Origin of the sequence: uncultured Roseibium sp. (assembly GCF_947499295.1) — a bacterium.
Classification (GTDB): domain Bacteria; phylum Pseudomonadota; class Alphaproteobacteria; order Rhizobiales; family Stappiaceae; genus Roseibium.
In genome coordinates, this window is the sequence record NZ_CANMNP010000097.1 from 1 (window position 1) to 1304 (window position 1304).

At 62.7% G+C, this 1304-nt stretch carries 2 protein-coding genes; both read right to left on the bottom strand.

What is annotated here, in order from left to right:
- Positions 1-321: 321 nt before the first annotated feature.
- Positions 322-690, bottom strand: a complete 369-nt coding sequence (locus Q0835_RS29890; protein ID WP_298967119.1) for a transposase — start codon at positions 688-690, stop codon at positions 322-324.
- The gene (locus Q0835_RS29895; protein ID WP_366142423.1) at positions 659-1210 is read right to left on the bottom strand and encodes a transposase; all 552 of its coding nucleotides are present in this window, start codon (positions 1208-1210) and stop codon (positions 659-661) included. Before Q0835_RS29895 ends, Q0835_RS29890 begins: the two co-directional genes overlap by 32 nt.
- Positions 1211-1304: the final 94 nt, after the last annotated feature.

The window sequence follows — 1304 nt, forward strand, 5'->3', positions numbered from 1 at the left end:
GGACCATAATGTCAATCAGCAGGCGGGAATGGGCTCATCGGTTCGGATCAATTGCGCTTGGTTGTCTAATTCCGGCCTCAAGATCAAGTCCCAAGCCTTGTTGCCTCCTCACGGGGTTCACGGTTGTCTTCGAAGTTGCTGCCCGCAGGGTCTGTGGAGCGCTTCATGATAGGACCCTTTGACTTTGGCCTCCCAAGGTATTAGGCGCCCTTGCCGATGTCTCGGCTTGGCAACCAAACTCGCTGGCTCGCCTCAGTCATCGTCCCGGTGAGGGGCGACAGTCTCCGCGCTGGCGCGGATCTCTTTTGTTGTTTGTCTCCCTTATGCAGCAGCGTCTTCTTGGGTCAGCGGCCAGCGGAAGGCTTCCCCGCTCACCAGCATCTTGTGCAGGATTACAGCAAGCTTGCGGGCCAGCGCGACGCAGGCTTTCTTGTGGCTGCTGCGTTTCCTGATCCGGCGCGCCCAATCCTTCAGGGGATGGGCCTTGCGCACGACGGTCAAAAGGCTGCTGGCCGCCTCAAAGAGCAGGCTGCGCAGCATCGCATCGCCGTGCCTCGATATGCGCCCGGACCAGTCCATCTCCCCCGACTGGTTGCGCCGCGCGGTCAAACCGGCATAGGCCCCCACCGAGCGCGATTTGGCGAACCGGGCCGGATCGTCAATGGTCGCGGCGAAGGCCAGCGCCGTCACCGGCCCCACGCCCGGTGCTGTCATCAGCAGCCAGCAGCCAGCAGGCCGGGCTCTGCGAAGCCCGTTCCCGGACTTCACCGTCCAGATCGTCCAGGCATCTGATCACAGCCGTCCGCGCCTCAAGCAAAGGACCGACAATGCCGGTCAGAGCGGGGCATGTCTGCAAGACCGCCTGCACACGGGCCGCGAACTTGCCAGTTCCCTTGGGCAGGCGGTGCCCGAACGCGCCAAGCAGCCCGCGGATCGCATTTTCCGTATCGCGGCGCTGGCGGACCAGGTGCTGACGGGCCTTCAGCACCGTACGGTCCATTTGGGCGGCCTCGCTCTTAACCGCAACAGGACGGCAGAACCCGGTGCGCGCGATCTCCGCCAGAAGGTCCGCATCGTTGGCGTCCGTCTTGTTGTGCTGCAGCTTCATCACTGCATGCGCCTGACGGGCATCGATAAGGTCAACACAAACGCCAAGTCTGCCAAGCTCCCTCACCAGCCAATGCCCCCAGGTGCCCGTTTCCATCACGATCCGCTCAGGACAAGTGCCAGTGCGCCTTCAGCGCCTTAAGCAACGACACAGGATCGGTTGCAACCTTGCCACGACCAACAACCTTGCCATCCCA